Origin of the sequence: Halomonas profundus, assembly GCF_020865425.1 — a bacterium.
Lineage (GTDB): Bacteria > Pseudomonadota > Gammaproteobacteria > Pseudomonadales > Halomonadaceae > Vreelandella > Vreelandella titanicae.
In genome coordinates this window covers 1,637,116-1,662,049 of the sequence record NZ_CP086344.1, presented here as the reverse complement: position 1 = coordinate 1,662,049, position 24,934 = coordinate 1,637,116, and the positions used below count along the sequence as shown (strand labels likewise).

Genomic DNA, 24,934 nt, shown 5'->3' with positions numbered 1-24,934 from the left:
GTGAGGGGGAACACCTCACTGCTATCAGCTAACTCCTTACCGTTACACTTCTGCCTTTGCGTTTATAGAGGCTTTCGAGTTCAGCTTTGAGCGCTGCGCGGGCGGTTTGTTCGCCGTGTACCAGGCGGATGGTTTGGGGCCAGCGGCGCATGCGTTTTACGAAGTTGAGCAGGTCTTTTTGGTCGGCGTGGGCTGAATAGCCGCTGATGGAGGTTACGCCTGCCTTTATATCAAATCGTTCGCCGTCGATGTTTACCCAGCCGCCCTGTGGGCCGTATTGCTGTATGTCCCGCCCGGGGGTGCCTGCGCCTTGGTAGCCCACAAACAGCACTTGGTGGCGTTCATCGCCGAGCATGGCTTTTAGGTAGTTCATGATTCGCCCGCCTGCACACATGCCGCTGGCGGCAATGACTAGCGCCGGTCGGCCTGTTTTGGCCAGATATTCAACGGTTTGCTCGTGCTCTGCGTGGCTATCCACGGTGTAGATATTGGCGAAGTTGAGTGGGTGGCGGCCACTGCGCAGGCGCCCTTGAGCTTCTTTATCCCAATAGGGCTTTAGCTCGCGATAAACCTTTGTAAAACGGGCTGCTAGCGGTGAGTCGACAATGATTTCCAGTGACTGCCACTGCGGCGAGCGCGCTTGATGAATAATGGTTTCTAGCTCGTAGAGCAGCTCTTGGGTGCGGCCAATACTAAACGCAGGCACCATCACCGTGCCACCGTTAGCAAGTGCTTGCTCTACGGCGGCTTTTAGGGTGGCGCGGCGCTGGCGGCGGTCTGGGTGTTGGCGGTTGCCATAGGTGCTTTCGAGTACCAGTTGGTCGCAGCCGTAGGGGGATTTAGACGCAGGTAGTAGCGGTGCGTAAGGGGCGCCTAAATCGCCGGAGAATACGATGCGCTCTTTTTCGCCGGTCTCAGCATCCTGGTAGCTCACTTCAACGTAGCTGGAACCTAGAATGTGCCCTGCCCGTTTTAGTTTTACCCGTGTGGTGCTTGTGCCTTCACCTATCTCTGCGTTTTCAGTCGTGCTTGCGCTAGCGCCGGTGTGGTCGCTTACTTCGCTTGCCCTACCTATGCTGTGCCATTTGCCATAGGGCATGCTAACGATTTGCTTTTCGAGCTGCGCTTGAAAGCGCTCGATCAGTTGGGCGTTGCGGGTGAAGCCAATTTTTAGCGCGTCTTCAATCACCAGGGGCAGCAGCCTGGCCGTGGGGATCGAGCAGATAATCGGGCCAGCGAAACCCGCCGCCAGTAAGTAAGGCAGCCTGCCCACATGGTCAATATGGACATGGGTAATGATGAGCGCCTTAACGGTGCTGATATCGAATTCAATTTGCAGCTGCTCGAAGCTGTCTTCCGCGGCGTCTTCCCCTTGGAAGAGGCCACAATCCACCAGTAGGGATTCGTGTCGATTGAATAGCAGTTGGTGACAGCTGCCAGTTACCCCAGTGGCCCCGCCGTGGTGAATGATGTCGAGCATTGGTAAACCGTTAGTGGTGAATTGTGAGGTGTGAGGCGTTTGGCTTCAGCGAACCCGCGGTCGCAGTGTGGGGCGGTGCTGGGGTTGGTTATGTGCCCTTGGGCGTCGTTCCGACGCCATCCGTGCCGGGCTGCCGCTGCGGGTGCCCACGAACGCTCGCTGAACTCGCTTTCTCGTTACCACGCGCTACGGGTCGTGCTTCCACCATGGTTCTGTGCATGCGTGATTTAGTAGCGCGTGGTAAGCCTCAGGCGCACCCGCGAGAGCAGCGCGGAGCGGTGCCGGGGGTTTGGTTACGTGCCATTGGGCGTCGTTCCGACGCCTCCCGCGGGTGCCTCGAAACGCTCGCTGAACTCGCTTTCTCGTTACCACGCGCTACGGGTCGTGCTTCCACAATGTTCTGTGCATGCGCGATTTAGTAGCGCGTGGTAAGCCCCAGGCGCACCCGCGAAAGCAGCGCGAAGCGGTGCCGGGGTTGGTTGTGTGCCGTTGGTCGTGCTTCCACAATGTTCTGTGCATGCGTGATTTAGTAGCGCGTGGTAAGCCTCAGGCGCACCCGCGGGAGCAGCGCGGAGCGGTGCCGGGGGTTGGGTTACGCTGCTTGGCTCTTTAAGAGCGGCCATGCCCCCTGCTTAGAAGCGTCAAGGATGACAATTTCAGTAATTGTGCCATCTTCCGCGTAACTAATATGCGTATTCCAGTCTTGAGAAATTTCTTTAACCGTACGTTTATCTGAAAGATGCAGAACTAGAATGTCATCCACTTCATCGTAGGTTGTACGCATTATTTATCCTCCCACTCAAAGTGATGCATAACGGTTTTGACAACCAGTTTGTCTTCTAAGACAGCTGCGACAGACAAAAGGTTGTCTTGGCGACTTTCAACATGCATCGCTATCCAAAACCGCGTAGCATCTTTGTACTTTACTGTTCCCCGCTCTATCAATTCTAGCAGTTCACTTTCTGTGATATTTCGACTAGCCATGCGCTCACGGGCATGGCTTGTTATGTAAATATCTACCTTGAAACGGTGACTGTACATATTCTCAAACTACATACTTAGTTTGGACAACTGAATCGACACCCGCGATCGCATGCCGGGGTTGGTTACGTGCCGTTGGGCGTCGTTCCGACGCCTCCCGCGGGTGCCTCAAAAGCTCGCTGAACTCGCTTTCTCGTTACCACGCGCTACAAAAATGTGAATCGTGAGTGGTAAATGGTGAATCGTTTCGTACCATTCACCCTTCACGATCCACCCCTCACCATTCACTATTCACCCTTCACCCTTCACCCCAACCTTAATCGCGGTGATCTTTGATGATCATCATCAGCATGCTGAAGATAAAGGCGAGGAAGATGGTGATGATAGCGAATACGCTGCTGTTGTAGAGCCGGTTGGGTTCTGTGGGGTACTCCGGGAATAGCGGGCTTTGCAGCACGCTTACCTGCTTGAGCTGGCGGGCAGCTTCTAAGCGGGTGTTTTCTAACGCAGCCAGCGCACTTGAGTAGGTTTCCTGAGCAAACTGTGCCTGCAGTTCTAGTGTTTCATATTGCGCTGACACACTGTTGAGCGAGTCGCCTGAAGCTTGGGCGATTCGATCACGCTGCTCAATAATTTGGTCGCGCAATGCCGTGATATTACGCTCGACTTGGCGCAATTCAGAAGACTGGGAGCTTTGGAAGCTGGCTAATGCGCTGCGCTGCGCTTGCAGGCGGGCTAGATCAGCCTCAAGTGTTGCCACCACTTGGTTAATATTTTCCACCGTTGCGGTGGGTGAAACCAAACCATATTCGTTTTGGAATTCAAGCAGCTTGGCCCGGGTCTCTTCAAAGCGCTCTTCAAGTCGAACCATTTGCTGCTCTAAAAATTTCACCTGCTCATCCGCTAGACGGTGCCCCATTTCGTTCATATGGTCTTCACCTGCTTCCAGCAGCAGCGTAGCCACTTCATGGGCAAACTCTGGCGTATACGCCTGCACGCGGATATTAAGCACGCCTGCGTACTCATCCAGCTCTACCTCTACACGACGTAGGTAATATTTGTGCAGATCTTCAATTGGGGCATCGCGGTTATGCAGCTTGGCGAAGATATCTCCATGCTCGGCATAGTGTTCACGAAAATTGAGCTGCTCATCCAGTAGGCGCAGCATATCGACTGAGAGTAAGTGCTCACGCAGCAGTAATAAATCATGCGTATTGCCGCCTCCACCGCTGCCCATAATGGACGACAGGCTAAATTCCGGCGTAGCGACTTGGGGGCTTTCTAAAACTACGGTTGCGCGGGATACATAGCGATCTTCCGCCCATACAAACCAATAAAACGAGACCAAAGCTATCGCGACTATCGCCACGGCCCAGTGTGGCGATGTTTTTATAAAATGACGAAAAGAACGTTGCATAGTTTATTGTGCCTTCAATCGATCAATAAAGCGCAGGTGCATCAATAGCCCCAGGGCGATTAGCGTAAATGTAAAGAGCCAGAGGTAGAGCATGCTGGTGCCCTGGACGACTTGGTACTTGTCAAAAAAGCCCAGGCGCAGGGTTTCGAGGCCGTGCGGTATTGGGTTGAGCATCAAGTATTCCAGCAACCAGTGGGGCAATGAATTTAGCGGTAAGATCACCCCAGAAATTATTAGCAGTGGTAAAGAGAGCATGGTTATCACCCGGCCAAGCTCGGGTACCAAGGTGGCCGCGACCGAGGTTACCAACCCTAAACCAAGCCCTAGACTCCATAACGAAAACCAAGCAGCCATCACTCGAAGAGCATTATCTGGATACATGTCCAGCCCCAGCATCAATCCGCCGCCTATGAATATCAGGAAGATAAAGCTACGCAGCATGCCTTCTAAAAAGTTGCGCACTAGAACGGAGTCTACGGGCAGCACTTGCCGGTAAGCGAACAGGGCTTTGTTGCCATTAATGGCGCCCATCCCCCGCATCATTCCTTCCCGCACTAGAAAAAAGCCCATTAAGCCCGTAATCATCCAAGGGATAAATTCGGCATTCACTACCAGGCGGTCGCCACGAATAAAGCTACGAATGCCTACCATAATGGCGACCAAAGCGACTGGCTCGAAGACCATCCAAAACCAGCCCATGCGGTCTGACATGGTGCGCGAAATGGCTTCGCGCATGAACATGGCGTACCACACGCTGCGCGTGACTTGCCACGGTGTTCGTGCACTCCGCCGTGGGCCGCTGTTTACGTTATCCATAGCGCTACTTCTTGAATAAGTGAGGTGTAAGGGGTGAGAGGTGAGGGGTGAGGTGTAAATTGTGAAGTGTGAGAGGGGCTTTCTTCACCCCTCACTCCTTACTCTTCACTCCAGCCCCCTAACTCCTCACCCTTCTCCTATTACAGATCAACCGCTACTCTGGTTGCTACGGCAATCTGGTAGAGGATCTGCGTTATCGTAGAGGCTAGCTGAAGGTTGTGCGTGGGTGCCGCGGGCATGACGAGGATTTCATCGCCTGGGCGTAAATTAACATTGCGGGCGTTCTCGACAGCACCATTCTGACGTACCACAAGAATATGGTCGTCATCTGCACGGTCAGTGAAGCCGCCTGCGCCTTCAATGTAATCGATCACGCTCATACCTGGGCGATAAACAGCGGCTTGGGGCACAAGCACTTCACCACTTATCAGCATGGAGTCACTCACTTCCGGAATAGTGACTACATCACCATCCTGCAGGCGAATATCGGAAATACGGCCATCGTAAGCGACGACTAAACGGCCACTGGGCTCTAACTCACTGGCACGAGAGATGAAGTCCTGAATCAGCTCCGCTTCTTGAACACGAATCTGCGCTTCTTCATTGGTGCTGGAGGGTGCGCCTAGGTAGGTGGTCTCTAGACGGCGTAGGCTCTCTTCCAGGGACTGCGCTTGCTGCTCTTTAACACTTTCACGCTTTATTGAGATGCTTTCTACGGCGGTCATGTTTTCGGGCACGGCGATGGCGTCTAGTAATTCGCTTAAACGAGCATCCCGCGGCAGTGCGTACCGTGAAGGGCCGTAATAGCTGCCTTCTACTTCCACAACGATGGTTTCACTGCGCTTATCTGAGCTAAACAGCACTTCGTCGCCGCTGCGGATCGTTTGACCGGCAAACATATCAATGGGGAAGTATTGAGCAATAGGTCCTTCTTCACGGTCACCACGTAGCAAAACGTGTGAAACACCGCTTCTTAACCGCGCTAGATTCACCAGCTCAGCGCCACTCAAACTGTTGCCTGTCATTTCATAACGGTATTCACGGTGAACATCTCCACCTACCGCAATTGCGGGGCCACGCTCTTCGACTACGATGGTGTCGCCATCTTGAAATTGCGGGCGGGGTATATTGCCGTTGATCAAGAAGTCATAGAGGTCGACGGTGGCGACATTGCGACCGTCGCGCATTACACGAATTTGGCGATAACTGCCCAGGTCTTGATCTATACCGCCGGACTGATCTAGAAAATAGAGCAGGGAGTCGTTGGGTGTGCCCGCGTAACGGCCGGGGTTTTCAACATAGCCTGTGACGTAGACGGCTACGGGCTGCACACCTTGCAGGTTGGTATAGACCTGGACGTTATCTGGGTATACCGAGGTAATGGCTTGACGCACGCTGGCATCAACTTGTTGGCTGCTCTGCCCTTCTACTTTGAGCGGCCCTGAGCCAGGAATGAAAATATTTCCTTGGGCGTCGACGGGTAACACGCGATCAAGTTCAAATGCGCCCCAGGCGCGAACCGTGACTTGGTCGCCGGGCTTAATCCGGTAATCAGGGTTGAGACCATCCCCCATCGCGCCACGAAACCCACCTGTGAATAAGTTGGCGCCAAATGGCGGTAGCGCATCGGGATCTTGTACCTTGGGCGAAACTGGGCCATATGTACCGCTATCCCAGTTGGCTCGGGGCGTATCATTGACTTCTTGCTGCTGTAGGCTGCCTTGCTGGTTAGCCTGCTCAGGTAGAATGCTGTCGGAAAGGCTTAGCGCCTGCGCCCATGTGTTGGGCACTGCAAAAACGCCGACAAGCGCTATGGAAGCAACGGCTAACGAGCGATTTAGCGTAGCGCGGTCAAGCAGTGTGGTCACTTTCATTAATTGCGCCCCTGTGTTGTTTGTGCCACAACGCGTTGATTAACCCAACCATTGGGTGTTTTGCAGACGAGTGCAGAACGCGCGTTATTGGAGTCGACGGCTACTACTCTTAGCTTGCGACACTCGCGCCCACTGGCGGCAAGGTAGGCGGCGTCAGCCACAATCTCGACATTATTACCCCATGGGCTGTCTGAAACATTAATCACGGCACCTGCGGGCGCTTGTGTTAAAAAGCCATTGAGGTTGTCGTCTTGCAGCAAGGTGGCCGGGTCGTTATTCAATACATACTGCGCTTCTTGCTGAGCTGAGCTGGAGGGGTACGAGGCACAACCACTCACCACGGCTAAACTCAGCGCTGCCAGCAGCATGCGTGCTGGAGAGACCACTGAACGTTGAGATATCGACATAGTTATTTCCAAATAAAAGGCACGCTACCGCCCAGGGATTATAACGGGCGTATTCCCTTGCCCTACTTCTCTGGGTGGATGAAAGTGGTTGGCACAAGCGCAAAGCACTTTTGCCAGCCGCCCATTGTAGGGGAATACCGCCAGCGGCTCTACATAGACAGCTCTTGTACAACCTATTCATTCTTATTGTGAGAATAACAGCCATTGAAAAGCAAAAAAAACGGCCACATAAATGTGGCCGTTTTGATATAAACAAATTCTTTAAAACGACGTTAGAAGTGATAACGTGCGCCTGTCAGCCAATATGTCCTGTCTGCCGAACTTTCTTTCCGCATGCTTGGCGCATCACCATCGGCTAGCTCTACGAACACGTCAAATGCACTGGTGACTTTATAGTAAGCGCCTGCAGCCCAGGCGTTACTCTCCTCGCCTTCGTCACGGTCTACATTGTAGTAATCTGCGGTAAAAGCCCAGGGCCCTGTGGAGTAGGTACCACCTAGGCCGACCGTTTCGAACCCTTTGCCATAAGTATCGCTGTTGTCTTGAGTCTCAACACCTAAGCGCATTGATAGCTGATCAGATAGCGAGTATGTCCCAATAAGGCCATACAGCATTTCGCCATTTCCACTGCCACCACCACGCACTACGTTTTCCACTGCACCAAACCCGACTTTGAGTGGGCCTTGCTGATAGCGAATACCACCTTGCGCGGCAACAACTTCACCTTCACTACTCTGCTCTGCAGCCGTTAATCCGCGCTCGCTGTAGTGCTTAACTTGGAGGAAAGAGGTGAAGCCGTTTAACTCAGGCGTGTAGTAGCCTATCGAATCGCCTCGCGACTGCAGCCCGGTTGAATTGAAAAGCAGGCCACGGTCGAGATATACATCAAACGGTGCCGATACAAATTGGTAGTAGAGGCTATCGAAGTTACCTGCTTGCAGCGTGCCGTACTGTTTACTTGCCAAGCCGATATAGCTCTGACGAATTTCATTAAAACCCTGGTCAGTATTGCGTTCATCACCGGTAAATCGCCACTCTAAGCGACCAAAGGCGTCTAGCTAGATCTGATGTGACCTTGTGACTCATTCGAAACCCTAGGCGGGAGTAAACATCAATAAATTCCGCGCCGTCATCCACTTTATTGCCAGCGCTATCAAACTCAGGGCCACCCCCTGCAATCCCCATGGAGATACGGCCGTAAATATCCAGTTTCGTGCCGTCCTGATCATAAAGTGTTGTGGCTTGAACCGAGGAAATACTTAACAGGCCGGCTACAACCACCGCTAACTGCTTCTTCTGCATTAGAAATAATCCCTTGATACGCTAATTTTGTTAGCTGCTTTAGCTATTCAGCTATTCTCAGCTATATGCAGCGAAACAATGTTATACAATATCAAGTTGGCTTTAAAGGAAAACAGTTCTTATTTGTATTAATAAATATTATTGACAAAAATGCAAAAAAAAACCGGCCTCTAAAGAGGCCGGTTCTATTTGGTTCTGCTAGGCAGTTAACCCTTCATGCGTGGTAATTAAACCAGGCTTAGAAGTGGTAACGAGCGCCTGTCAGCCAATACATGTCGTCGCCATCAGCGCGCTCAACATCGATGCCACTGCCACCGCCGACGGTAACGTCGATAGACGGCTGGTCAGCTTGCTGCAGCTCTAGGAACACATCAAAGTTGCTGGAAACTTTATAGTAAGAACCCAGGGCCCAAGAAGTGCGGCTGTCGCCGTTGTCAGGATCTACGTCGTAGACGTCAGCAGCAAATGCCCAAGGACCAGTGGTGAAAGTACCACCTAGGCCAACTGTGTCGTAACCACCACCACGAAGGTTGTTATCGTCGCGAGTTTCGTAACCCAAGCGAGCAGAGAACTGGTCAGTAATATCGTAAGAACCGATCAGACCGTACAACATTTCAGCGTTACCGCCGCCACGTGCAACGTCTTCAACAAAACCCAGACCTACAGTTACAGGGCCTTGTGCGTAACGAACACCACCTTGCGGTGCGATTACGTCACCTTCAGAAGTTTCTTCCGCTTCAGTCAGGCCGCGCTCGCTATAGTGTTTCAGCTGCAAGAAGGCAGTGAAGCCGCTCAGGTCAGGCGTGTAGTAACCGATAGAGTCGCCACGCGACTGCTTCGGGTGACCAGCAAACTCTAAACCGCGATCAATTTCCCAATCGAACGGCTTGGAAACGAACTGGTTGTAGAAGCTGTCGAAATTACCTGCTTGGAAAGTACCGAACTGGTCGCTTTGCAAGCCGATGTAGCTCTGACGAACTTCTTTGAAACCGCTGTTGCCATTACCGCTAGGGCCGGTACGCTCGTCACCGTCGAAACGCCACTCAACACGACCGAAAGCAGTCAGGTCACGTGAAACTTCGTGGCTCATGCGCAGACCAAGACGTGAGTAAACATCTACGAACTCAGCGTCGTTGTTGATTTTTTCGCCGCCACCGTTGTACTCAGGGCCGCCACCAGCAACACCCATGGCGATACGGCCATAGACGTCAAGCCTGGTGCCATCCTGGTCATAAACGGTTGCAGCTTGGGCTGCAGCAGAGGCACCCAGGGCGCCAACGATAGCAGTCGCTAAAAGTGTCTTTTTCATGATGTAAGTTCCTTAACTCGTATACTGTTTCGATCGTTGCTGCTCAACTCTTAATAAGTTGGCAGTTGGCTTTTGCGGGCCATGCTCTTTTGCCATCCATCGGTTTTTCCCGATGGTATGCGGCATGTCCTCAACTAAGCCTTGTTATAGTCCAATGCTCGCAGAACAAACTCTATACCGGGACTCCAGGGAACGCAATAGAAAAAAACAGTGTTTTCTTACTATTTGTGCTTTTTTATGGAACCCCTGCTGCTGGGCCCGGTCTCAGCGGCCTTTGAATTTCTGCTGTAAATCTAACAATTTGTCTTCCAAGCTAAGCGACTTACGCGGCTCGCCTTTTCCTGCCTTCGGTTCTGCATCCTGCGCTAAATCAGGCTGTTTCGGTTTTTCTTGACGGGTGTTTTTAGCGGCAGGCGATGGTTTAGGTTGCGCTTTTTTGGGCTGCCCTCCTTCTTTCTTCTCACCGCGTTTTTCTGCTGCGTGTCGCGCCGCTTCTTTATCGACCTTACCTGCGGGTTGGCCATCCAAATCTACCCGTTCGGCACCCTCGCGCACTGCTTTTATATAGCGCGGGAGGTTCACGTAGTTGGCTAAGGCTCGACGAATTAGCTTATTAGGCCACTCTTCGCGCTCTGCAAGCTGTTGATGAATACCAACTTTTAAGGGCTTTGTGTGGCCTTTAAAAAACGCCTTGGGGTAGCGCTCGTACCATTGATTCAGCAGGGCATGCGGCGAAGGCGCTTTGGCCGTTTCAGCGGTAGCCGATAATTCACCTTTTTCTTCTAGCACTGTTTCTACTGGCTTGGCTTCTTCTGGCTCGGCCTGATCTGGCGTTTCAGGCGCTTTTGGGTCGAGAACTTTTGCATCGACAGCTTCTTCGCTATGTATTTCAGTGTCTATTGTAGTCGTGGCTTCGGAGCTTGGCTCGCTTTGCGATTGGGCGTTTTTCAATGCCAATTGCTGCTTTAGCCGCTGGTTTTCTTCACGCAGGGCATGTAGCTCAGCTTGTGTGCGTTCAAGACGCGCTTCTAAATCATCTAATATATTCATTAAGCTGGCGGCCATAGCCTTCTCCTTTGCCCTTTTTAGTCGGCGATGCGCTCGTAAACGACGAAATCATAACTTGGCTGCCCTTCTGCTGGCTGCCCCGCTACGCGCTGTACTTCTTGCCACTCGCTGGGGTCGAAGTCAGGAAACGTTGCGTCGCCTTCTACCTCTATGTCCACTTCCGTTATGTAAAGCCGCTGGGCAAAGGGAAGCGCCTGGCGGTAGATTTCTCCGCCTCCCATTACCATGATCTCTTCTGCCGCCTCTATGGTGGCGTGCTGGTCGGCTAGCTCTAGCGCTGCGGGCAGGTCATGGCACACGCGTACGCCTTCGTGGGAAAACTCGGCGTTGCGGGTGACAACGACATTAAGCCGATTAGGCAGCGGCTTGCCAATGGAAGCGTAGGTTTTACGCCCCATGACCAGCGGTTTTGCCTGGGTGATGCGCTTGAAGAACTTTAAATCTTCGGGCAGGTACCAGGGTAACTTGCCGTCTACGCCGATCACACGATTTTTAGCCATGGCAACGATCATTGCCACCGGCACCAGAGAATCGAAAGCGCCGTTTTGGTTACTCGTAACGTTTTGCTGGCTCATACCGCTACCTCGGCCTTGATGTGCGGGTGCGCCTCGTAAGCGTCAATGTGAATGTCTTCAAAACGGAATGCGAACAGGTCGCCTATCTCTGGGTTGAGCACCAGTTTAGGCGGCGCTTTAGGCGTACGCGATAGCTGTTCTTTGGCCTGTTCAAGGTGGTTACTGTACAGGTGCGCATCGCCTAGGGTGTGGATAAACTCACCCGGCTGCAGGCCGGTTACCTGGGCGACCATGGTCAGTAGTAAGGCGTAGCTGGCGATATTAAACGGCACACCGAGGAAAATGTCGGCGCTGCGCTGATAGAGCTGGCACGACAGCTTGCCATTGGCCACGTAGAACTGGAACAGGCAGTGGCACGGTGGTAGCTGCATTTCATCGACCTGGGCTGGGTTCCATGCAGAAACAATCAGGCGGCGGGATTGAGGTGTGGTGCGAATTTGACCGAGCACCTTGGCAATTTGGTCAACGCTGCCACCTTTGGGGTCGGGCCAGCTGCGCCACTGATAGCCGTAAACGGGGCCTAGATCGCCGTTTTCATCCGCCCACTCGTCCCAAATCCGCACGCCGTTCTCTTTTAGGTAGGCGATGTTGGTGTCGCCTTTCAGGAACCACAGGAGTTCGTGAATAATCGAGCGCAGGTGGAGCTTTTTGGTGGTCAGTAGTGGAAAACCACGCGATAAATCAAAGCGCATTTGATGGCCAAACACGGAGCGCGTGCCGACGCCTGTACGGTCGTGGCGGTCAACGCCATGCTCCAAAACGGTTTGCATCAAGTCTAAATAGGGTTGCTCAAGCGCGGGCGTTGGTGCAGTCACAGAATTTCCAAATTAACAGGCGATGTAGCGGTTTATTCTAGGCGCCCATAGCTGCCCGGTCTAGCGGTGCCGGCCTGTTAGCGTTATCCAGTTAACCCCGGCACCGCTTCGCGATGCTTTCGCGGGTGCGCTTCGCTTACCACGCGCTACTAAATCTCGCATGCACATGAATACGGGGGATCCAATGTACTGTGCACATTATGATATGGCTGCGGTACGTAATCACACCACCGAAAGCGAGCGAGTGCACATCCCCGTACGAGTTCAGCGAGCGTTTGAGGCACCCGCTGGTGTACTCCCCCAATTATCAGATAGTTGAGTTCCTTCACCTTCCAAGAACACTAGCTATTAGGTAAATCCAACAACCCCGGCAAATCAGCTAAGGCCATTTTACTTTCAGCATAATTGTGAAGCTGGTTATAGGTATCCATAAGCATAAGACTCGAATCTCGCGCAATATTGATCGCCTCTGCAAACTCGCATGCATTTTCCATGTACTCATGAACCAACTGGTTACGAAGTTTTCTGGCAATCAGCCACCTTTCAACACTTTCTACTACACCTAAGCGCTCAGCCCGGTTTAGTGTTTCAATTTGGCTTCCCGGCTTTTCCGCAAGCGCCTGTAACCAGCGAGGTAATAACTTGTCGGCTAACGTATCTTGCATTCGGCCAAACCTGGAAACGAAAGCTTCTAAAAGAACCGCCTCTTCTGGCTGTTCGTCTAGCACCTCTACCCATGTTTGGGTAATCAGCTTCCCTTCAGCAAATAGCGTAAGCCAACTGTATGCTAAGTGATTCCCTTCGCGCTTTACTATGCTAAGCGTCGCCACGAAGCGCTCAACCGGAAGAAGACCACTCATATTAGCTCTCCATTAGTAAGCGCTTGCTCATACACAGGTGACAAGGGTGTTTCTGGATCATAAATCAATATGTCGATTGGCTGGTCGCCCAGGCGCATCTGTAACCGAGCCGTCATGGTCAACATCTTGATCATTTTGCCCGTCATTGGCTTGTCACTCTTGACTAAAATGTCGATGTCCCCGCCCTTGACATGGTCGTTTAAGCGGGAACCAAAGAGCGCAAGCTGAACATTATTACCGAAAACTTCCTGGCCTACCTGCTTTACGATAGCTTTCTGCTCTTCACTGAGTCTCATACCACACCTCTGTATTAACTCAATTTGGCTTTGTCATGAACAACTATTTCCCAATAGGTTCTAATGACAACCTGACGTAATACCGCTATTTCCAACTGAATCAGGCAAGGCTCTATGACCCCATCAAACCTTAACATCCACTGGCTGGGAGCGTGACCAGGCGATGATGACGAGGCCCAGCGCGATCATGGGGAGCGAGAGCAGCATGCCCATGGTGACCCAGCCGAAGGCGATAAAGCCGATGTGGGCGTCGGGCATGCGGACAAATTCGACCATAAAACGGAATACGCCGTAGCAGACTAAAAACAGCCCGGATAAAAAGCCTCGTGCGGTCGGCTTGGCGGAGACCCACCACAGAATGACGAACAGCACGACGCCTTCTAACAACGCCTCGTAGAGTGCTGATGGATGGCGCGGCTCAGGCCCCATGCCGGGAAACGGCATGCCCCAAGGAAGCGAGGTCATGCGGCCCGGTAGCTCATGATTAATAAAGTTACCGATACGCCCGGCCCCCAAGCCAATCGGCACCAGAGGAGCGATAAAGTCGGTGAGCGTTAAAAAAGCCAACTGCTTACGCCGAGCGAATATCCAGGCGGCGAGGAGTACCCCGAGTAGGCCGCCGTGAAAGCTCATGCCGCCATCCCATACGCGGAAGATCCACAGCGGGTCGGCTGTCCACTGCCCTAGCCCGTAGAACAGCGCGTACCCTAAGCGCCCACCCGCCACGACACCGATGGCACAGTAGAAGAGCAAATCACCAATATCGTCATTATTGAGGCCAATACGCGATGCGCGCCGACAGCCAAGCCACCAGGCGGCGACAAATCCCACCACATACATCAGGCCATACCAATGGACTTGCAGCGGCCCCAAGGAGATAGCCACTGGGTCAATCGTTGGGTAATTAATCATTTACATTCTCTAATCTGACCAAAGGAAATATGCAAGACGCCCACTCAGCACGTAAAACGGTCACAGACTAGGCTTTGTACGAAAACTGCCTGCACTCGACAATACTGCGTTAAAAATCGCCTCGAAATGCTCATTTACACCCCGTAAACTCGAGCGCGAGCCCGGTCCTTTTCTCGTTGATTTTTGCCTTGTCTAGTCTTCGCTCGCCGACTTTTCGTACAAACCCTAGGTGAGCAGGAAACGCACCCCTACCACTGCCAGCAGTAACGCGAAGGAGAGACGTAGCACATGAGCGGGCAAAACATGGGCAAGTTTAACGCCTAAGCGGGCAAATGGAACGCTGGTGACCACGATACTGAAAAACGCTGGCCACATAACAAAGCCAGTCGTCCAGGCAGGCAGCAGCGGATTACCCCAGCCCACCACGATAAACGCCAGAGCCCCCACCAGCGCGATGGGTAGCCCTACGGCCGCTGCCGTGCCCACCGCTTGAGTCATGCTGGCACCACAGCGTGATAGTAGCGGCACTGTCATGGCGCCTCCGCCAATCCCGAACAGTGCTGAAACAGCGCCGATCGCGCCACCGGCGAGCGTCATTATCCATTTGCCGGGTGAGGCACTGCCCTGCTTAGGCGTTAATCCAAACACCATTTTAGCGGCAATGAGTAGAACAAAGATGCCAAACATAGTTCCCAGCGCCGTGCCGGAGAGGTTGTCGGCAATAAACGCCCCAGCGATGGAACCTAATACTAAGCCAGGCAGCAGCGCTTTAAGCCACCCACGGTGAATGCTGCCGCGTCGATAATGGCCAAGGGTGGACGATGAACCGGTGACGAGAATGGTGGCGAGAGAAGTACCAATGGCTAAATGCATGGCAATTTCAGAGGCGATGTTCTGCAGACCAAACGCAAACACCAATACAGGAACGATAATAAGCCCACCGCCCACCCCAAATACGCCTGCCATGGTGCCGGCAACGGCGCCTAAGGTTAAATAAATCGATAGCGCCGTGACGATGGTCATTCAGATGGGGCCGCTTTAACTGTGCCTGGAAACCAGTGAGCAATCATATTCATGAGGGTTTGGGGTTGGTAAGGCTTGGCAAGTAAGTCATCCATACCGGCCGCCAGACAAGCATCGCGCCCGGCATTGTCGACGTTGGCCGTTAGTGCGACCAGCACGCTTTGGCTACCGCCATGGTTGCGCTCGTACTCGCGCCAGCGCCGGGTGGTTTCGAGCCCGTCCAGAGTAGGCATAAAAATATCCATAAATACCAGATCAAAGATCGCGTTTTGCTGGCGTTCCAACGCCTGTTCACCGCTGCTAGCGCCTTCCACCTGTAAGCCTTGGGTTTCCAGCATCTGCCGGGCCAGCATCAAATTTACCGGTCCGTCGTCGACGACCAATACGCGTAAAGTGCGCGGTGCCCCCGGGCGATCACCACTTCCCCCTTGTGCCTCACCGCTCAAAGAGCCTTGCCCAGAACCTGACTCAATTCTCTCATCAGCGCTTTGTTGAACAAGATTGGTCAGTAGCGCGCGGATATCCGATACATGCTCATACACTTCCATGACATTTTGCCGACAGCTATCGGTAATTTCTTTATCAGCCATGCTGTTTAAATGGTCTAACAAGCTATCCGTTTCACGCTGCAGCAGCGTTAAGTAGCCTGATTTTAATCGTGACTCTTCCCGCGCCCTTTCACGACCGGCGATCAAGTGCTTGAGCTGCCGTTGCTGGTGCTGAAGATCGTCCAGCAGGGTTTGCTCATGCTCCTGCCGGGTGTTCTTAGTAGCGGCAGTGGCCACTTGGGAGCAGTGCATGCAGCGCTCAAGACCGGCGAGGATTTCATTAACGCTGGCCAGCCGCTGAAGGGGTAGATGAGATTCGTCAGCGACATCCGGCGGGGAACATTTATGCTCGGGCAGTGAACGCGCAGCGGTAGCGCATAGTGCTTGACTGTGCCGTTCAAGTTCGGTGAGTTCTTGCATAAAGCGATTATCTTGACGCCGAGCATGCGCTTTAACCAACATCAGGAAGGCGCCGACATTCAAACTGCTGCCGATAAGCAGCGCCGCCATTAGCCACAACATGGTGCTCCAAGAGACGTAGCTGGGCGACATCCACCACATCATGGCGCCAACCACCACGCAGAGCACGATTAATGCTGCTTGCACAAGCAGCAGTGGCCACAGCAGAGGCCAAACAATGGCATTCCAAAAGTGCTCCCTTTGATAGCGCTGCATGATCTCGCCTTCCTATTGGCCGTATGGCCGCTGATAACGTGACCGCTGTTTAAGGCCCCACACCCATTCGGTGTGACGATTTATGCTACAAACATGATACTAATGTCAGTGTACGTCTACGCTTCGTTACTGTCATGCGGCTCTTGCGTTGAACGTTTTTCATCCTTATCGCCTGCGAGTTTGTTATGTGCTTGATATCGTTTGCTTGGCAACCCGGCACCCCCATGCCTTTGCGGCTAATGGGTAACCGTGATGAGTTCCATGCGCGCCCCACCGCGCCGCTGGGTGAGTGGCAAGATAACTCGGCCATTGTCGGTGGCCGCGATTTAGAGGCCGGTGGCTCGTGGCTGGCAGCCAAGCGCGGCGGTGTAGTGGCCGCGTTAACCAACGTACGTGACCCGCAATTGGGCACACCACCCGGCGCGCCAAGCAGGGGGGAACTGGTCGCCGATGCCCTGCAATGTAGCGATATAGAAGCGTGGCTAACTGCGCTCAGCCAGGGCGAGGCAATGCGCTACGCGGGCTTTAATTTATTGGTCGCCACGCCCCAACGGCTTTGGCACCTACACCGCAGCAGAGATCGTCTGGCTCTCACTGAGGTAGCTCCCGGGGTTCATGGCCTCTCCAACGCTGATCTCAACTCACCCTGGCCAAAGCTTCTACATGTACGCACTGCGCTTGAGCACACTCTTTTACAGCCAGCCCCGTTCCAGGCATGGCCTAGTGGCGTTCAGCGCGCTATGCAAAATCCACAAGAAGCGGCTATCGAGGAGTTGCCGGATACCGGCGTGGGGCTTGAATTGGAGCGCCAGCTTTCAGCGGCGTTTATTGTCGGCGAACGCTATGGCACCCGCGCCACCTCGTGGCTCACTCTGGATAGCGACGGGCACATCGAAGTTACAGAACAGCGCTTTGGGCCGCTGGGGCGCTTTGAGGGTGAAACCTCTTTAGCGTTGCCCAGCAGTTCGCTTGAATCTACACCCTAGGCTTTGCATAAAGAACTTAGTCACGGGGCGGCATCAGATGCGATAGCTGCCACTCATCCATGCGCCCCTCTAGATGGGTATGCACCTGGGCAGGGGTGTCTAGCTCCATCACTTCTTTGAGCAACTGCTCAGCATCGCTGAACGGCACCCGGCGAATGGCCGCGCGCACTTTGGGCAGGCTTGGCGCATTCATGGAAAGACTGGTAAAGCCCATGGCCATGAGCAGCAGCGCTCCAGCCGGGTCTCCGGCCAATTCACCACAGAGCGAAATGGGCTTATCGAGCCGCGTGGCATCGTTAGCAAGTTCCAGCAGAGCGCCGAGCAACGCCGGGTGCAGCGCATCGTAAAGGCTCGAGACGCGTGGGTTGTTACGATCCACCGCCAGCAGGTACTGGGTGAGATCGTTGCTGCCCACGGAGAAAAAGTCGACTCGCTTCGCCAGCGCGTCCATTTGATAGATAGTGGCGGGCACTTCAATCATCACGCCCACTTTAGGTCTGACGACAGTAATCCCTTCTTCGCCCAGCTCTAGAATGGCGCGATCCAGCAGGCGCAGCGCTTCATCGACCTCTTCGACGTTGGTAATCATCGGGAAGAGAACGTAGAGGTTATCCAGGTCGATCGAGGCTTTGAGCATGGCGCGCAGTTGCACCATTAACACTTCCGGGTGATCCAGCGTTACCCGCATACCGCGCCAGCCTAGAAACGGATTCGCCTCTTCAATGGGGAAATAGGGCAGATCCTTGTCACCGCCGATATCCAATGTGCGCATCACCACCGGCAACGGGGCAAAGCCTTCGAGCTGCTCACGATAAAGCTTGGTTTGCTCTTTCTCGCCGGGGAAGCGTTCGGTAATCATAAACGGCACTTCGGTTCGATAGAGGCCCACTCCACCGATACGGCTTTTAAGCAGCGCGGTGGCATCTACCGCTAACCCGGTATTGACCATGAGCGGCATCGTGTGACCGTCGGGCGTGGCGCTGGGCAGATCCTGCTCGTGCTCAAGCAGTTCGCTGAGCGCCTCTTCTTCGGCGATCAGACTTTCATAACGGGCCGTAAGTTCAGGCGCTGGGCGCACAAACAGGCGACCACGGTGACCATCCAGCACCACCGGCGCCCCGCCTAGGCGCGGCAGCGGTAAATCCATCATGCCCAGCACCGTAGGAATGCCCATGGCCCGGGCGACAATCGCCACGTGGGACGTGCTGGAGCCGCGTACCGAGACCAACCCTTTGAGCTTTTCGCGGGGGACTTCACCCAGCATGGCCACGCTGATCTCATCACCGACCAGAATAGCGTTATCGGGGTAGGTTTCCGGCGTGGATGGGGTATCTTCTTGCAGATGCGCAAGCACCCGGCGGCCAAGATCACGAATATCAGCCGCTCGCTCGCGTAGGTAGTTGTCGTCTACCCGCTCCAGATACTGGACGTGACGACGCACTACATCGGCCAGAGCGCCTGGTGCCCACTGGCCTTCGCGAATGCGTTTTTCCACTTCATCAGCCAGCGCGGCTTCGCCGAGCATCTGCTGATAAACATCGAACAGCGCCAGCTCTTGAGCAGAAATCCTGCTTGCCAAACGTTCGGCCGCGGCACGAATTTCGTTGCGGGTTTTGCCAATGGCTTCTTTGAGGCGGGCGACCTCATAATCCTGATCGCGGGGTATCAGATCCGGCACGCTGTTTAAATCCGCGGGCGGGGTAATCACCACTGCTTCCCCCATGGCCATGCCAGGCGAGGCAGCAACGCCTTTAAACATTGCCTGCCCTCCGGCAAGCGCCGGGCGCAGCAGGTTGCCCGTGGCTAAAGCATGCGCCAGCACACCAGCCAACTGCGCGGCCATGGTGACCAGAAAGGCTTCGTCCTCATCGTCGTAGCGGCGCTTTTCGGCTTGCTGAACCACCAATACGCCCAGCATGTGGCGCTGATGAATAATCGGCACACCCAAAAAGCTGGAGTAGCGCTCTTCACCGGTGGCTTCAAAGTAGCGGAATTGCGGGTGGGTCTGGGCATCTTCGAGGTTAAGCGGCTCGCTGCGTTTGGCCACCAAGCCCACCAGGCCTTCACCTAACGGCAGTACTACGCGCCCTACGGCTTGAGTGCGCAGACCAATGGTCTCCATCAATACCAGCGACTCAAGCTCCTTGTCGTAAAGGTAGAAGGAGCACACATCAGTCTGCATCGCTTTACGAATTCGGCGTACCATCGTGGACAGCGCGGCGTCGAGGGTGCGCGCGCCGTTCACTTCCTGAATCACCCGGCGCAACACCTCAAGCATGGACGTTTTACTTTTCACTATTATTTGCCTCGCTGAGGAATTTTCTGGCAGACTGCTGCCGCCCTACCCTGGGCAGCGGCCAATCGCCCTAATCGTCATCCTGTGCCAGACGCTGAACGCGGGGAGACAACTCCCGCAGCGCGCGCCGATATACCTCTCGTTTAAAAGGCACTACCTGCCCTAGCGGGTACCAGTAGCTCACCCAACGCCACCCATCAAACTCGGGGGTTGGGGTTGCCGTCATACAAATCTGGCTTTCCTGGCAACGGATTTTAAGTAAAAACCACTTCTGCTTCTGGCCTATACAGACCGGACGCGAATGTGTGCGAATCATACGTCGTGGCAGACGGTAGCGTAGCCAGCCCCGGGTGCAGGCAACAATATCAACATCGTCGGCGGTTAGGCCGATCTCTTCGTAAAGTTCACGAAAAAGTGCTTGTTGTGGCGTCTCGCTTGCATTGATGCCCCCCTGGGGAAATTGCCACGCATTTTGTCCTACCCGACGCGCCCAAAGCAGCTGCCCCTGGCTATTGGCAATGATGATGCCAACATTGGGGCGAAAGCCGTCAGCGTCGATCACGGACATCACCTTAATAAATTTTCAGTTGTCCCCATTTTTCCACAAGGGTGACAAGCGTATCAATACAATATAACGCTAAGTGATGAATGGTTGCGTATCAGCATGGAGCGAAGAACGTGCGTTGGTGGGAATGACATGGCGACTCTGCGATAATCCGCGTCCGCTATTTGCCTAACTAGCGTCTTTGAGCACTAACGACTGTCTACTATCCACTGACTAAAAAAGGGGAGCGCCGTGAGTCTGGCCATATTCGATTTGGATAATACGCTGCTATCCATCGACAGCGATCATGCCTGGGGCGAGTTTTTACTCGAACAAGGGGCAGTCGACCCGGTTGCCTACCGGGAAGCCAATGAGCGCTTCATGGCTGATTACAACGCGGGCACCCTGGATATGGCTGCTTTTTTGGAGATGGCGCTTAAACCGCTGGCCGATAATTCGCCGGAACAGCTTTCAGCATGGCACCAGCAGTTCATGGCCAGCAAGATCGAACCCAATATTCTGCCCAAAGCCGAAGAGCTTCTGGCACGCCACCGCACCAAAGGCGACACGCTGCTGATTATTACCGCCACCAACCGCTTTATTACCGCCCCAATTGCCGAGCGTTTGGGGGTCGATCACTTAATCGCGGTGAACCCGGAGGTCAAAGAGGGTCGCTACACGGGGCGCGTTTCGGGCATTCCCAGCTACCGCGAAGGCAAAGTCACCCGCTTAGAAAAGTGGCTGGAAGATCAAGACCTGACCATGGAAGGCGCGTGGTTCTACAGCGACTCGCACAATGATTTGCCGCTGTTAGAAATAGTCGAGCACCCCGTCGCCGTCGACCCCGACGACACCCTGCGCGAAATCGCCAAAGAACGCCAGTGGCGGATTATGAGTTTGCGGGATTAGGTTGTGTGAGGTGTGAGTCGTGAATCGTGAATCGTGAATCGTGAATCGTGAATCGTGAATCGTGAATCGTGAATCGTGAATCGTGAATCGTGAATCGTGAATCGTGAATCGTGAATCGTGAATCGTGAATCGTGAATCGTGAATCGTCAGGAGTATAGGTCTCGTAGCGCGTGGTAACGAGCAACCGAGGCACTTGAGGATGACGGCGGGATGACGCCCAGTGGTACCCCACACCAACCCCGGCACCGCTTCGCGCTGCTTTCGCGGGTGCGCTGACGCTTACCCAATGGGATGGACTCCTCCTCACCCTACTCCGGCGTCAGTGCGCCATACTGGTAGGTGGTTTGAAAACTATCAGCTTGAGAGTCAGGAGAAGCCCATATGAACATTAGCCGAGTTGGTGTGGATATCGCAAAGTCTGTCTTTCACGTACATGGCGTTGACCGGCATGAGAAGCCTCAATGGCGAGGTAAATATACCCGGGCCAAGTGGCTGGAGGCTGTCTGTCGGCGCGTTCCTCAAGGCGCCACCATCGGCATGGAAGCATGTGCAGCGGCGCATTATTGGGCGCGCGAACTTCAAGCGCGTGGCTACCATGTGAAGCTCATTGCGGCCCAATTCGTGAAGCCTTACGTTAAAACGAATAAAAATGATCGGGCAGATGCTGAAGCGATTTGTGAAGCATTAGGCCGTCCCACGATGCGCTTCGTGGCCGTCAAAACCGTTGATCAACAGGACAGCCAGGCCACCCACCGGATCCGTGAAGAGCTGATTAGCCAGCGCACAGCGAAGGCCAATCAAATCCGTGGCCTCATCGGTGAGTATGGGTTTATTGCCCCCACCGGTATTCAGCAGTTACGGCGGGCGCTGCCTCTTTGGCTGGAGGATGCCACCAACGGGCTCAGTGACCGCTTTCGCCGCCTATTGGCCGACTTAGCGGATGACTTACGTTATTTAGACGAGCGTGTTGCGCAGTTAACGTCCGCCATTGAAACGCATGCCAACACCGACCCGGTTGCCAAGCGCTTGATGACCCTCCGCGGCATTGGCCCCATCACCGCCAGTGCCTTATCGGGTGTGCTGGGTGACGGCGCTATATACAAGCGAGGACGCGACTTTGCCGCCTCGTTAGGGCTGACCCCGCGTCAACATAGCACGGGCGGACGAGAGCGCCTGTTGGGGATCAGTAAACGTGGCAATAGTTACTTACGCAAGCTGCTGGTACATGGCGCCCGCGCCGTCCTTCGTTATGCGGTGAAAAAAGACGACGGACTCAGCCAGTGGATCAAGCACCTTGCCGTGCGCAAACATCGCAACGTGGCGATCGTAGCACTCGCCAATAAGACAGCGCGCATGGCGTGGGCCGTCACACGTTACGAAGTGCCGTATAACCCTGAGTTGGCCGCCGCCGCTTAACCAGGCGACGCGACCATCAATATTGAACCTTTGACCGGTGTTCCTACCGCCCCGACTGCACCACCACAAGAGAGATGGCGAACAGGTCGAACCGACGTCGGGCCATACCGTGTAGCGCGTAGAGCCATAGAGCTCGTTTACGCTGAGGGTACCCGACGTGCGAATAGCCCATTAAGGTCCGATGCCCACACGTTAGGCATCTTTTACGAGACCGGATATACGCTAGCAGTCGACCGTGCCGCTATGACCTTTTGTGCTTGCAGACGAGGAGGAGTCCATATACGCGCTACTAAATCTCGCAGGCACATGCAGGTGGGGATTCCAAGGGCGTGTGCACGTTATGCAAATGGCCGTAGCACGTTATCATGCCACCGAAATCGAGTGATTGTCGTAGCGCGTGGTAACGAGAAAGCGAGTTCAGCGAGCGTTTCGAGGCACCCGCGGGAGGCGGCGGAACGACGCCCAAGAGCACCGCACGCGCCCTGGTATCAATAATTGCCACACGCAGGTAAATATTTAACGGCTTAGGAGAGTATCAAGCGAAATCACATTGCCAGCATGTTTATCTGCTAACTTAACGTCATCTGTGACCAACGTTGCTGCTGCTACAGATGCGGAAGCAGAGATAATACTATCCGGCAGTTTCATTTGAGTACTTCGTCGTACCTTGATGGTTTCGTTTTTGACCTGATGATCCAGTTCCACTCTTGTTAGCTGGGCCAATATCACCTTAATCGCCTGCTCGTCCTCTGGGAGCAAACCGGGAAAGGCCAGAAGCTCAAGCTCAGTGATGACAGAAAAGGCGTAATGGGCAGCTGGCAGACACAACTGACGTTCAATGGCATTAATGAAGACATTGGTATCGAGGAGATAGCTACCACTCATCCCGCAAATTCCTTTGGTATTCGACGCCGTCATGTGCTGTCAGAGACGGAGCTTTCACAGAGGTAAAATCTATTCCAACTTGCTTAACGGAGGGGTTCTCCTCCTCCTTTGTATTCTCATACAAAACAACGATTCGGGCATGTCTGTTCTTTAAATGCGCATATTCATCGGGGATTTTAACTACCCCATTCTGAATATCTGCCTCAAATTCAATCGCATGCATTTCAATCCCCCTTACAAATAAATAGCTTACCTCGCCATTTGACACTCTTTCTGTCAAAAATTCGAGTCACTAACGAACGGACTTATAATCCCGGCACCGCTCCGCGCTGCTTTCGCGGGTGCGCTTCGCTTACCACGCGCTACTAAATCTCGCAGGCACATGAAGGTGGGGATTCCAAGAGCGTGTGTACGCTATGCAAATGGCCGTGGCACCCCACACCAACCTCGGCACCGTTTCATGCTGCTAAATCTCACCCAACAAAAAACCCCACAAGCTAAGCTTGCGGGGTTTGGCGTTAACTGGCGCTAGTGTAAAAGCGTCAGCGGGCGCGTTTAGCCGAGCAGGTGCTCGACTGCTGCACGCTCTTCGCGCAGTTCTTTCTCGGTGGCTTTCATCTTCTCTTGGCTGAATTCGTCAATTTCGAAGCCTTGAACGATTTCATACTTGCCACCCTGGCAACGTACCGGGTAGGAGTAGATGATGCCTTCGTCGATGCCGTAGCTGCCGTCAGACGGAATTGCCATGCTGACGATGCCTTTGGAACCCAGCGCCCAGTCGTGCATATGGTCGATGGCGGAAGAGGCAGCAGAAGCGGCAGAAGAAGCGCCACGTGCTTTGATGATCGCCGCGCCGCGCTGCTGCACGGTGGGGATAAAGTCGTTTTCGTACCAATCGCGCTCAACCAGATCGAACGCTGCTTTGCCGTCGACTTTGCACTGAGCCAGATCCGGGTACTGGGTGGCACTGTGGTTGCCCCAGATGATCATGTTTTCAACGTCAGTGACATGCTTACCGGTTTTCTGTGCCAGCTGGGTCAGGGCACGGTTGTGATCCAAACGCGTCATGGCGGTGAACTGACCTGCGTCCAGATCCGGCGCGTTGCAGGAAGCAATCAGCGCGTTGGTGTTGGCCGGGTTACCGACGACCAGCACTTTCACATCACGGCTGGCGTGATCGTTCAATGCTTTACCTTGAACGGAGAAGATCGCTGCGTTGGCTTCCAGCAGGTCTTTACGCTCCATGCCTGGGCCACGCGGACGTGCGCCAACCAGCAAGGCGAAATCAGCGTCTTTGAACGCTACGTTCGGGTCATCGGTGGCGACGATGTCTTGTACCAGCGGGAAGGCACAGTCGTTGACTTCCATTACCACGCCGTTCAGGGCGTCCATTGCCTGGGGAATTTCCAGAAGCTGGAGAATGACAGGCTGATCCGGCCCCAACATGTCGCCAGCGGCGATGCGGAAAATAAGAGAGTAGCTGATCTGACCGGCGCCGCCGGTAATCGCAATACGTACTGGATCTTTCATCATTGCTCCT

General features: G+C 54.0%; 24 protein-coding genes and 1 pseudogene. 3 read left to right on the top strand and 22 right to left on the bottom strand.

Going from position 1 to position 24,934, the window contains the following annotated elements; translation table 11 throughout:
* Positions 1 to 28: 28 nt before the first annotated feature.
* From LMS44_RS07485 to LMS44_RS07405, 17 genes and pseudogenes are all read right to left on the bottom strand, one after another.
* Entirely contained in the window at positions 29 to 1,480 is a 1,452-nt protein-coding gene (locus tag LMS44_RS07485) for an MBL fold metallo-hydrolase RNA specificity domain-containing protein (protein ID WP_498947183.1), read from the bottom strand.
* A gap of 592 nt (positions 1,481 to 2,072) precedes the next feature.
* Positions 2,073 to 2,264, bottom strand: a complete 192-nt coding sequence (locus LMS44_RS07480) for a DUF2283 domain-containing protein (RefSeq protein WP_138800611.1) — start codon at positions 2,262 to 2,264, stop codon at positions 2,073 to 2,075.
* A complete protein-coding gene (locus tag LMS44_RS07475) occupies positions 2,264 to 2,521 on the bottom strand; it encodes a DUF4258 domain-containing protein (protein ID WP_498947182.1) in 258 nt (85 codons plus the stop codon). Before LMS44_RS07475 ends, LMS44_RS07480 begins: the two co-directional genes overlap by 1 nt.
* 256 nt (positions 2,522 to 2,777) lie before the next feature.
* A complete protein-coding gene (locus tag LMS44_RS07470) occupies positions 2,778 to 3,878 on the bottom strand; it encodes a KpsE/RkpR family capsule polysaccharide export protein (RefSeq protein WP_498947181.1) in 1,101 nt (366 codons plus the stop codon).
* A gap of 3 nt (positions 3,879 to 3,881) precedes the next feature.
* Positions 3,882 to 4,694, bottom strand: a complete 813-nt coding sequence (locus LMS44_RS07465; RefSeq protein WP_498947180.1) for an ABC transporter permease — start codon at positions 4,692 to 4,694, stop codon at positions 3,882 to 3,884.
* A gap of 140 nt (positions 4,695 to 4,834) precedes the next feature.
* Positions 4,835 to 6,568 (bottom strand): polysaccharide biosynthesis/export family protein, encoded by a 1,734-nt coding sequence (locus LMS44_RS07460; protein WP_498947179.1) that lies wholly within the window; start codon positions 6,566 to 6,568, stop codon positions 4,835 to 4,837.
* Entirely contained in the window at positions 6,568 to 6,975 is a 408-nt protein-coding gene (locus LMS44_RS07455; protein WP_089691503.1) for an RT0821/Lpp0805 family surface protein, read from the bottom strand. The genes LMS44_RS07460 and LMS44_RS07455 overlap by 1 nt, the downstream gene beginning before the upstream one ends.
* A gap of 272 nt (positions 6,976 to 7,247) precedes the next feature.
* A pseudogene (locus LMS44_RS07450) lies at positions 7,248 to 8,277 on the bottom strand (porin).
* Between the two features lie 238 nt (positions 8,278 to 8,515).
* Positions 8,516 to 9,586, bottom strand: coding sequence for a porin (locus LMS44_RS07445; RefSeq protein ID WP_230805938.1), 1,071 nt, complete (start codon positions 9,584 to 9,586; stop codon positions 8,516 to 8,518).
* A gap of 264 nt (positions 9,587 to 9,850) precedes the next feature.
* Positions 9,851 to 10,651, bottom strand: coding sequence for a ProQ/FINO family protein (locus tag LMS44_RS07440; RefSeq protein ID WP_230805940.1), 801 nt, complete (start codon positions 10,649 to 10,651; stop codon positions 9,851 to 9,853).
* Positions 10,652 to 10,671: 20 nt separating this feature from the next.
* The gene (locus LMS44_RS07435; RefSeq protein ID WP_498947178.1) at positions 10,672 to 11,229 is read right to left on the bottom strand and encodes a dihydrofolate reductase; all 558 of its coding nucleotides are present in this window, start codon (positions 11,227 to 11,229) and stop codon (positions 10,672 to 10,674) included.
* Positions 11,226 to 11,999 (bottom strand): thymidylate synthase, encoded by a 774-nt coding sequence (locus tag LMS44_RS07430; RefSeq protein ID WP_498947291.1) that lies wholly within the window; start codon positions 11,997 to 11,999, stop codon positions 11,226 to 11,228. The genes LMS44_RS07435 and LMS44_RS07430 overlap by 4 nt, the downstream gene beginning before the upstream one ends.
* A gap of 386 nt (positions 12,000 to 12,385) precedes the next feature.
* Positions 12,386 to 12,904 (bottom strand): hypothetical protein, encoded by a 519-nt coding sequence (locus LMS44_RS07425; RefSeq protein WP_498947177.1) that lies wholly within the window; start codon positions 12,902 to 12,904, stop codon positions 12,386 to 12,388.
* The gene (locus LMS44_RS07420; protein WP_022519678.1) at positions 12,901 to 13,200 is read right to left on the bottom strand and encodes a nucleotidyltransferase domain-containing protein; all 300 of its coding nucleotides are present in this window, start codon (positions 13,198 to 13,200) and stop codon (positions 12,901 to 12,903) included. Before LMS44_RS07420 ends, LMS44_RS07425 begins: the two co-directional genes overlap by 4 nt.
* 123 nt (positions 13,201 to 13,323) lie before the next feature.
* Positions 13,324 to 14,112 carry a prolipoprotein diacylglyceryl transferase gene (lgt, locus tag LMS44_RS07415; protein WP_498947176.1) on the bottom strand — a complete coding sequence of 263 codons (789 nt, stop codon included), beginning with the start codon at positions 14,110 to 14,112 and terminating at the stop codon, positions 13,324 to 13,326.
* A 225-nt stretch (positions 14,113 to 14,337) separates the two neighbouring features.
* Positions 14,338 to 15,135, bottom strand: a complete 798-nt coding sequence (locus tag LMS44_RS07410) for a sulfite exporter TauE/SafE family protein (RefSeq protein ID WP_498947175.1) — start codon at positions 15,133 to 15,135, stop codon at positions 14,338 to 14,340.
* Positions 15,132 to 16,358 (bottom strand): response regulator, encoded by a 1,227-nt coding sequence (locus LMS44_RS07405; RefSeq protein WP_498947174.1) that lies wholly within the window; start codon positions 16,356 to 16,358, stop codon positions 15,132 to 15,134. Before LMS44_RS07405 ends, LMS44_RS07410 begins: the two co-directional genes overlap by 4 nt.
* Positions 16,359 to 16,543: 185 nt before the next feature.
* Here LMS44_RS07405 and LMS44_RS07400 point away from each other — a divergent pair, with 185 nt between their 5' ends.
* Complete coding sequence (locus tag LMS44_RS07400; protein WP_498947173.1) at positions 16,544 to 17,344, top strand: NRDE family protein; 801 nt, start codon at positions 16,544 to 16,546, stop codon at positions 17,342 to 17,344.
* A gap of 16 nt (positions 17,345 to 17,360) precedes the next feature.
* Here the strand turns inward: LMS44_RS07400 and ptsP are convergent, their stop codons facing one another.
* Positions 17,361 to 19,622 (bottom strand): phosphoenolpyruvate--protein phosphotransferase, encoded by a 2,262-nt coding sequence (gene ptsP, locus LMS44_RS07395; RefSeq protein WP_039860909.1) that lies wholly within the window; start codon positions 19,620 to 19,622, stop codon positions 17,361 to 17,363.
* 88 nt (positions 19,623 to 19,710) lie between these two features.
* Complete coding sequence (gene rppH, locus LMS44_RS07390; RefSeq protein ID WP_022519684.1) at positions 19,711 to 20,202, bottom strand: RNA pyrophosphohydrolase; 492 nt, start codon at positions 20,200 to 20,202, stop codon at positions 19,711 to 19,713.
* 234 nt (positions 20,203 to 20,436) lie between these two features.
* Between rppH and LMS44_RS07385 the strand changes: the two genes are divergently transcribed.
* A complete protein-coding gene (locus LMS44_RS07385; protein ID WP_009288657.1) occupies positions 20,437 to 21,093 on the top strand; it encodes a histidinol-phosphatase in 657 nt (218 codons plus the stop codon).
* Positions 21,094 to 21,474: 381 nt separating this feature from the next.
* The gene (locus LMS44_RS07380) at positions 21,475 to 22,509 is read left to right on the top strand and encodes an IS110 family RNA-guided transposase (protein ID WP_342411216.1); all 1,035 of its coding nucleotides are present in this window, start codon (positions 21,475 to 21,477) and stop codon (positions 22,507 to 22,509) included.
* 516 nt (positions 22,510 to 23,025) lie between these two features.
* Here the strand turns inward: LMS44_RS07380 and LMS44_RS07375 are convergent.
* The 3 genes from LMS44_RS07375 to LMS44_RS07365 form a co-directional block, all read right to left on the bottom strand.
* On the bottom strand, positions 23,026 to 23,394 hold the full coding sequence (locus LMS44_RS07375) for a PIN domain-containing protein (RefSeq protein WP_138800623.1): 369 nt from the start codon (positions 23,392 to 23,394) through the stop codon (positions 23,026 to 23,028).
* Positions 23,384 to 23,617 carry a hypothetical protein gene (locus tag LMS44_RS07370; protein WP_138800624.1) on the bottom strand — a complete coding sequence of 78 codons (234 nt, stop codon included), beginning with the start codon at positions 23,615 to 23,617 and terminating at the stop codon, positions 23,384 to 23,386. Before LMS44_RS07370 ends, LMS44_RS07375 begins: the two co-directional genes overlap by 11 nt.
* Before the next feature lie 332 nt (positions 23,618 to 23,949).
* The gene (locus tag LMS44_RS07365; protein ID WP_022519687.1) at positions 23,950 to 24,924 is read right to left on the bottom strand and encodes a malate dehydrogenase; all 975 of its coding nucleotides are present in this window, start codon (positions 24,922 to 24,924) and stop codon (positions 23,950 to 23,952) included.
* Positions 24,925 to 24,934: the final 10 nt, after the last annotated feature.

Bases quoted from the DNA above. Each gene is read 5' to 3' on its own strand.
- LMS44_RS07485 (WP_498947183.1), bottom strand. From the start codon at position 1,480: ATGCTCGACATCATTCACCACGGCGGGGCCACTGGGGTAACTGGCAGC.
- LMS44_RS07480 (WP_138800611.1), bottom strand. From the start codon at position 2,264: ATGCGTACAACCTACGATGAAGTGGATGACATTCTAGTTCTGCATCTT.
- LMS44_RS07475 (WP_498947182.1), bottom strand. From the start codon at position 2,521: ATGTACAGTCACCGTTTCAAGGTAGATATTTACATAACAAGCCATGCC.
- LMS44_RS07470 (WP_498947181.1), bottom strand. From the start codon at position 3,878: ATGCAACGTTCTTTTCGTCATTTTATAAAAACATCGCCACACTGGGCC.
- LMS44_RS07465 (WP_498947180.1), bottom strand. From the start codon at position 4,694: ATGGATAACGTAAACAGCGGCCCACGGCGGAGTGCACGAACACCGTGG.
- LMS44_RS07460 (WP_498947179.1), bottom strand. From the start codon at position 6,568: ATGAAAGTGACCACACTGCTTGACCGCGCTACGCTAAATCGCTCGTTA.
- LMS44_RS07455 (WP_089691503.1), bottom strand. From the start codon at position 6,975: ATGTCGATATCTCAACGTTCAGTGGTCTCTCCAGCACGCATGCTGCTG.
- LMS44_RS07445 (WP_230805938.1), bottom strand. From the start codon at position 9,586: ATGAAAAAGACACTTTTAGCGACTGCTATCGTTGGCGCCCTGGGTGCC.
- LMS44_RS07440 (WP_230805940.1), bottom strand. From the start codon at position 10,651: ATGGCCGCCAGCTTAATGAATATATTAGATGATTTAGAAGCGCGTCTT.
- LMS44_RS07435 (WP_498947178.1), bottom strand. From the start codon at position 11,229: ATGAGCCAGCAAAACGTTACGAGTAACCAAAACGGCGCTTTCGATTCT.
- LMS44_RS07430 (WP_498947291.1), bottom strand. From the start codon at position 11,999: ATGCAAACCGTTTTGGAGCATGGCGTTGACCGCCACGACCGTACAGGC.
- LMS44_RS07425 (WP_498947177.1), bottom strand. From the start codon at position 12,904: ATGAGTGGTCTTCTTCCGGTTGAGCGCTTCGTGGCGACGCTTAGCATA.
- LMS44_RS07420 (WP_022519678.1), bottom strand. From the start codon at position 13,200: ATGAGACTCAGTGAAGAGCAGAAAGCTATCGTAAAGCAGGTAGGCCAG.
- lgt (WP_498947176.1), bottom strand. From the start codon at position 14,112: ATGATTAATTACCCAACGATTGACCCAGTGGCTATCTCCTTGGGGCCG.
- LMS44_RS07410 (WP_498947175.1), bottom strand. From the start codon at position 15,135: ATGACCATCGTCACGGCGCTATCGATTTATTTAACCTTAGGCGCCGTT.
- LMS44_RS07405 (WP_498947174.1), bottom strand. From the start codon at position 16,358: ATGCAGCGCTATCAAAGGGAGCACTTTTGGAATGCCATTGTTTGGCCT.
- LMS44_RS07400 (WP_498947173.1), top strand. From the start codon at position 16,544: ATGTGCTTGATATCGTTTGCTTGGCAACCCGGCACCCCCATGCCTTTG.
- ptsP (WP_039860909.1), bottom strand. From the start codon at position 19,622: ATGCTTGAGGTGTTGCGCCGGGTGATTCAGGAAGTGAACGGCGCGCGC.
- LMS44_RS07380 (WP_342411216.1), top strand. From the start codon at position 21,475: ATGAACATTAGCCGAGTTGGTGTGGATATCGCAAAGTCTGTCTTTCAC.
- LMS44_RS07375 (WP_138800623.1), bottom strand. From the start codon at position 23,394: ATGAGTGGTAGCTATCTCCTCGATACCAATGTCTTCATTAATGCCATT.
- LMS44_RS07370 (WP_138800624.1), bottom strand. From the start codon at position 23,617: ATGCATGCGATTGAATTTGAGGCAGATATTCAGAATGGGGTAGTTAAA.
- LMS44_RS07365 (WP_022519687.1), bottom strand. From the start codon at position 24,924: ATGAAAGATCCAGTACGTATTGCGATTACCGGCGGCGCCGGTCAGATC.